At 66.7% G+C, this 6,045-nt stretch carries 6 protein-coding genes and 1 pseudogene; all 7 read left to right on the forward strand.

What is annotated here, in order from left to right:
* A pseudogene (locus tag DYI24_RS19440) lies at positions 1-191 on the forward strand (S-methyl-5-thioribose-1-phosphate isomerase); the annotation flags it as partial.
* 183 nt (positions 192-374) lie between these two features.
* Positions 375-683, forward strand: a complete 309-nt coding sequence (locus DYI24_RS19445; protein ID WP_011160351.1) for a hypothetical protein — start codon at positions 375-377, stop codon at positions 681-683.
* A gap of 82 nt (positions 684-765) precedes the next feature.
* Complete coding sequence (locus DYI24_RS19450; protein WP_164573471.1) at positions 766-1,104, forward strand: PepSY domain-containing protein; 339 nt, start codon at positions 766-768, stop codon at positions 1,102-1,104.
* Positions 1,104-1,769, forward strand: a complete 666-nt coding sequence (locus DYI24_RS19455; protein ID WP_107346761.1) for a response regulator transcription factor — start codon at positions 1,104-1,106, stop codon at positions 1,767-1,769. Before DYI24_RS19450 ends, DYI24_RS19455 begins: the two co-directional genes overlap by 1 nt.
* Complete coding sequence (locus DYI24_RS19460; protein ID WP_164573472.1) at positions 1,766-3,142, forward strand: sensor histidine kinase; 1,377 nt, start codon at positions 1,766-1,768, stop codon at positions 3,140-3,142. Before DYI24_RS19455 ends, DYI24_RS19460 begins: the two co-directional genes overlap by 4 nt.
* A gap of 88 nt (positions 3,143-3,230) precedes the next feature.
* Positions 3,231-5,117, forward strand: a complete 1,887-nt coding sequence (gene htpG / locus DYI24_RS19465) for a molecular chaperone HtpG (protein ID WP_164573473.1) — start codon at positions 3,231-3,233, stop codon at positions 5,115-5,117.
* 87 nt (positions 5,118-5,204) lie between these two features.
* Positions 5,205-6,045 (forward strand): outer membrane protein (locus DYI24_RS19470; RefSeq protein ID WP_164573474.1); only part of this gene is annotated, 841 nt, incomplete at its 3' end.

The following is a 6,045-nucleotide window of genomic DNA, read 5'->3' on the forward strand; positions in this document are numbered from 1 at the left end:
GCCGGATCGAGACGGTGCGGATCGTGCCGCAGGGGTCAAAGGTCGCCAATTACGGCTTCGACGTCACCCCGGCGCGGCTCGTCACCGGTCTGATTACCGAGCGCGGCGTGCTGAAAGCCGACCGTGCCGCGCTCGCCGCGGCCTTCCCGGAGCGGGTGGCCCAGGCCAAGGAACTCCTGCGGGCGTCCTGAGTTCGTTCGGCTACGGCTTTTCGGCCCGGAGCGCACCACCTCACCGGTATTGCTGCCTTGAAACGGCGTGCCGCGCGGCCGATCGCCGCGTAACCCTGTGGAAACGCTCTCGCGCTCGCCACCTTTGTGGCTATGCTGGATCCGCGCCGGAGCCGACCCGCGCGCGCCCCAAGGACACGCATCATGACCGATCAATCCAGGCCGCCGGAGCGGCCGCGCTATGAGCCGGAGATCATTCCGCCCGGACAGACCCATGATCCGATGGGGACGCGGATTTTCATCGACCAGAACACCACCGAGCACGTCTTCGTCGGCAAAGTCGGGCCGCTCGGCTTGTTTCTGATGGCGCTGGCGATCGGGGCGGTGATTGCGGTGGTGCTCGTGCTGCTGCTCGGGGCGTTCCTGTTGTGGATTCCGGTGGTCGGGCTGCTGATCGCCGCCGGGCTGGTGGCCGGCGTGCTGCGGCCGTTGTTCTCGCGGAACGGCGGCTGACGGCGGGTTTGATCATTGTCAGCGAGCGGTCAGCGGCCGGGCGCCAGACTGGCGGTTTCGAAAGGAGCCGGCCGAAGCACCGATGGGGCGCCTGTTCATTTTCATCTTCGCAGCCCTGATCGCCGCGGCACCGCTGCCGTCGGCGCGCCTGCTCGCGCATGAGCACAATCACGGCGCCCACGACCACCGCCAGGATCATGACGAAGCGCGCCTCGCCGTCGAGCGCGGCGAAATCCGCCCCCTCGCCGAACTGCTCGGCCAGATTCGCGACAAGCTCCCCGGCGAGATCACCGGCGTCGAGATCGAGCGCCACCACGATCAGTGGCTGTACGAGTTCATCGTGGTCGACAAGGCCGGCCGGCTGTACGAAGTCTATGTCGATGGGCGCAGTGGCGAGATCCGGCGCACCAAGGAGAAGTGATGCGGGTGCTGGTGGTCGAGGACGACAGCCGGATCGCGTCGGAGCTGGCGCGCGGCCTCGGTGAAGCCGGTTACCTTACCGAGATCGTCGGTGACGGCGAAGAGGCGTGGTTTCGCGGCGATACCGAAGATTACGCCGCCATCATCCTCGACCTCGGTCTGCCCGGGCTCGACGGCCTCACCATCCTGAAGCGCTGGCGCGACAACGGCCGCCTTACCCCGGTGCTGATCCTCACTGCCCGCGGCAGCTGGGCCGAACGGGTCGACGGCATCGATGCCGGCGCCGACGATTACCTGCCGAAGCCGTTTCAGATGGAGGAGCTACTGGCGCGGCTGCGCTCGATCGTGCGGCGCTCGGCCGGCCATGCCTCGTCGGTGGTCACCATCGGCGAGGTCACGCTCGACGAGCGGCAGATGCAGGTCAGCGTCGGCGGCAAGCCGGTTTCGCTGTCGCCGCTGGAATACCGGCTGGCGTCCTATCTGGTGCTGCATCGCGGCCGGGTGGTGTCGCAATACGAGCTGGCCGAGAACATCTACGGCCAGGACGACGCCCATGATTCCAACGCCATCGAGGTGCTGGTCGGCCGGGTTCGCCGCAAGATCGGCACTGAGCTGATCGAGACCCGGCGCGGCTTCGGCTACATCGTGCCGGACGAGCGTCCATGAAGCACAGCTCGCTGCGGCTGCGGTTGATCGCCGGCGGTGCCGCGGCGATCCTGATCGCGCTCAGCATCGCCGGCTTCGCGCTCACCATCCTGTTCGAGCGCCACGTCACCCGCACCATCGCGGACGATCTCGAAGTGTCGCTGAAGCAGCTGCTCGCCGGTATCGAGGCCGGGCCGGATGGCCGGCTTGCGGTGGTGCGTCCGCCGACCGATCCGCGGTTCTCCGAGCCGCTCTCGGGATTGTACTGGCAGGTCGGCGACGACGGTGATCAGCTCGTCCGCTCGCGCTCGCTGTGGGACGACCGGCTGACGGTGCCGATCGATCAGCCCGGCCCTGGGGAGGTGCATCATCACGACATCGCCGGCCCGTTCGGCTCGCGTCTGTCGATCGTCGAGCGCCGCGTGCAGCTCACCATGGGCGGTAAGAGCGTCCCGATCCGGGCCGCGGTGGCGGTCGATCTGGCGCGGGTCGATGCGGCCGGCAAGGCGTTCGCGCGCGATCTCGTGGTTGCGCTCGGCCTGCTCGGCGTGGTGCTGGCGCTCGCCACCTCGGTGCAGGTGATGCTCGGCTTGCGGCCGCTCGCGGCGCTGCGCCGCGACGTCGCCGCGATCCGCTCCGGCCGCAGCAGCCGGCTGCCCGAGGCGGTGCCGGACGAAGTCCGTCCGCTGGTCGAGGAGGTCAACGCGCTATTGGAAGCGCAGGCGCGCGAGATCGAGCGTTCGCGCGACCGCGCCGCCGATCTCGCCCATGGCCTGAAGACGCCGCTCGCCGCGCTCGCCGGCGATGCGGCGCGGCTGCGCGAGCGCGGCGAGGACAAGCTCGCACGCGACATCGAAGCGGTGGGCGCGGCGATGAGCCGGCATGTCGACCGCGAACTGGCGCGGGCCCGGCTGCGCGGTGCGGTACGGCGCGGCGAGAGCGTCGCGGTCGAGCTGTTGCCGCTGGTGCGCTCCCTGGTGACGATCCAGTCGCGCACCCCGGCCGGTCGCGCGATCGACTACGCCATCGAGGTCGCCGACTATGTGGCGGTGCCGATCGAGCGCACCGATCTCGCCGAGGTGCTCGGCAATCTGCTCGACAACGCCACCCGCCACGCCAAGTCCAGGGTCCGGATCGGCACCGCCTGCGACGCCGATGAATTTTGCATCGTGATTGAAGACGACGGCGAGGGCTTGGATGAAGCGGCGCGCACCGAGGTGCTGTCGCGCGGCATCCGGCTCGATCAGCGCGGCGAGGGCGCCGGGCTGGGCCTTGCCATTGTCCAGGACGTGCTCGACGCCTATGGCTGGGGTCTGCGGCTGTCGCGCTCCGAACTCGGAGGTCTCAAAGCCTGCTGCTGCTCCGCGGTGGCCTCGGCCGGTCCGGGCATCTAGGCCGGCGCGGCGATCTTGCCATCGCGCCCGCCAGCGCTATATCCCGGTTTTCCCTCACATTCTTTCTCCAGGACCAGCGACATTCGCCATGACCATGACTGATACCGCCAGCGAGACGAAGCCGTTCCAGGCTGAAGTGGCCGAGCTTTTGAACCTGATGGTGCACTCGGTCTATTCCGAGACCGACATCTTCCTGCGCGAGCTGATTTCGAACGCGTCCGACGCGCTCGACAAGCTGCGCTACGAGTCGATCGCAAAGCCCGAGCTGATGGAAAAGGGCGGCGAGCCGAAGATCCGGATCATCCCAAAGAAGGCGCCCGACACCCTGACGATCGTCGACAACGGCATCGGCATGGACCGTCAGGAGTTGATCGACAATCTCGGCACCATCGCCAAGTCCGGCACCAAATCCTTCATCTCCAAGCTTGCCGAGACCAAGGACAGTGCCGGCCTGATCGGCCAGTTCGGCGTGGGCTTCTACGCCGCCTTCATGGTGGCCGATAAGATCACCGTCACCAGCCGCCGCGCCGGCTCGAACGATGTGTGGACCTGGACGTCCGCCGGCGGCGCCGGCTTCGAGATCGCCCCTGCGTCCGAAGAGGCGGCAGCGCGGGTCGAGCGCGGCACCGAGATCGTGCTGCACCTGAAGCCTGACGCGTCGAAATATCTCGAAGACTGGCAGATCGAACGGATCGTCACCGAGTACTCGGACAACATCCAGTTCCCGATCGAGCTGGTGCCGGAAGAGGGCGAGCCGCGCCAGATCAATTCGGCCAGCGCGCTGTGGCAGCGCTCGAAGTCGGAGCTGAGCGAGGACGACTACAAGCAGGCCTACAAGCAGATCGCGGGCGCCTTCGACGAGCCGGCGATGACGCTGCATTATCGCGCCGAGGGCCGGCAGTCCTATGCGGTGCTGCTGTTCGCGCCGTCGACCAAGCCGTTCGATCTGTTCGAGCCGGAGCGCAAGGGCAAGATCAAGCTCTATGTCCGCCGCGTCTTCATCACCTCGGAAGCCGAACTGCTGCCGCCCTACCTGCGCTTCCTGCGCGGCGTGATCGACTCCGAGGATCTGCCGCTCAACCTGTCGCGCGAGATGCTGCAGAAGAATCCGCAACTCGCGCAGATCCGCACCGCGGTGACCGGCAAGGTGATCAGCGAGCTGGAAAGCCTCGCCGAGAAGAAGCCGGAGGACTTCACCAAGATCTGGGATTCGTTCGGCCCGGTGCTGAAGGAAGGCCTGTACGAGGACTTCGAGCGCCGCGAGAAGCTGCTGTCGCTGGCCCGCTTCACCACCACGGCCGGTGAGAAGCGCTCGCTGAAGCAGTATGTCGAGGCGATGAAGGAGAACCAGACCGAGATCTACTATCTGGTCGGCGACTCGCTGGAACGGCTGAAGTCCAACCCGAAGCTGGAATCAGCCACCGCGCGCGGCATCGAAGTGCTGCTGCTGACCGATCCGGTCGATGCGTTCTGGACCTCCGCGCAGCTCGATTTCGGCGGCAAGCCGCTGAAGTCGCTGAGCCAGGGCGACGTCAATTTCGATCTGATCCCGAAGCTGGAACAGGACCAGGACAAGGACACGAAGGACGAGGCCAAGGCCGACGAGGCGACCGTGATCGCGGTGATCAAGGACGCGCTCGGCGATCGCGTCTCCGACGTCAAAGCCTCGCAGCGGCTGACGTCGAGCGCATCGTGTCTGGTCGCTGGCGGCATGGGGCCGGATCGCGAACTCGAGAAGCTGCTGGCGCGCGCCAACAAGGGCGCCGGCTCCAAGCCGATCCTCGAGATCAATCTGCAGCATCCGCTGGTCGCGACGCTCGGCGATACCAAGACCGACAAGGCGGAAGCCGCCGATCTTGCGTTCTTGCTGCTCGAACAGGCGCAGATCCTCGACGGCGAACTGCCCGAAGATCCCGCCGCCTTCGCCAGCCGGCTCAACCGGCTGGTGCTGCGTGGCGTGGTTGCGCATGGTTAGCAGCTAGCTAACAAACAGGGTTACCACTTTTTTAATCCCTAGCGCGCATTCTGCTCGGCATCGTTGTGCCGAGCAGAGTGTGTTGCCATGAGTCGAATCCTTGTTACCGCCGCCATGCTGGCGACGGTAATTTCGCCGGTCGCAGCGGCCGACATGCCGCGCTTTCCTCCGCTCATGCCAGTGGCACCGGTGTCGTGGAATTGGGCCGGCCTGTATTGGGGCGTTCATGTCGGCGGCAGCTTCGGTTCGTCGAGCTTCAGCGACCCTGCCGGCCCCGGTCTTTACGGCGGCAGCGTTCGCAGCCCGGCGGCACTCGCCGGCATCCAGGTCGGCTACAACTATCAGCCGAACGCAAATTGGCTGATCGGCGTCGAGGCCGATCTCAGCTCGATGAACGCCAAGGGCACCAACACCTGCATGGCGTCGTCGGGGTTGTTCGTTTCGTCCAACTGCCGCGTCCGCCAGGATGCGTTGGCGACGCTGACCGGCCGTGCGGGCTTCGTCACCGGGCCGGCCGGCCGCACGCTGCTCTACGCCAAAGGCGGCGCGGCTTTCCTGAGTGAACGGCTCGACATCGCCGTCGGCTATCCGCTCGGCAACTCGACCGACGTCAACGACGGTCGTTGGGGTTGGACCGTCGGCGCCGGCATCGAACGGGCGCTCGCGCCGGCCTGGTCGGTGAAGCTCGAATACAACTACGCCGATTTCGGCAGTCGTGACATGGCGACGCCGGGCAGCGAACGGCTGGTGCCGGGCGTCGGTCTTGTCGCCACGCCGCCCGGCACCAGTAAGGTCGAGCAGGACCTGCATGCGGTAAAGGTCGGCCTCAATCTGAAATTCGGCGGCGATGTCGACGCACGCTTCGACGACTATCATCTGCGCGGCTCCCAAGCCGGGATCGATGTCGTCGAACGCGGCGCGGTCGAGG

It is taken from the genome of Rhodopseudomonas sp. BR0C11 (assembly GCF_010820945.1).
Taxonomy (GTDB): domain Bacteria; phylum Pseudomonadota; class Alphaproteobacteria; order Rhizobiales; family Xanthobacteraceae; genus Rhodopseudomonas; species Rhodopseudomonas palustris_H.

What these genes read in the sequence shown, in the direction of transcription:
- DYI24_RS19445 (WP_011160351.1), top strand. Translation starts at nt 375, where the DNA reads ATGACCGATCAATCCAGGCCGCCGGAGCGGCCGCGCTATGAGCCGGAG.
- DYI24_RS19450 (WP_164573471.1), top strand. Translation starts at nt 766, where the DNA reads ATGGGGCGCCTGTTCATTTTCATCTTCGCAGCCCTGATCGCCGCGGCA.
- DYI24_RS19455 (WP_107346761.1), top strand. Translation starts at nt 1,104, where the DNA reads ATGCGGGTGCTGGTGGTCGAGGACGACAGCCGGATCGCGTCGGAGCTG.
- DYI24_RS19460 (WP_164573472.1), top strand. Translation starts at nt 1,766, where the DNA reads ATGAAGCACAGCTCGCTGCGGCTGCGGTTGATCGCCGGCGGTGCCGCG.
- htpG (WP_164573473.1), top strand. Translation starts at nt 3,231, where the DNA reads ATGACCATGACTGATACCGCCAGCGAGACGAAGCCGTTCCAGGCTGAA.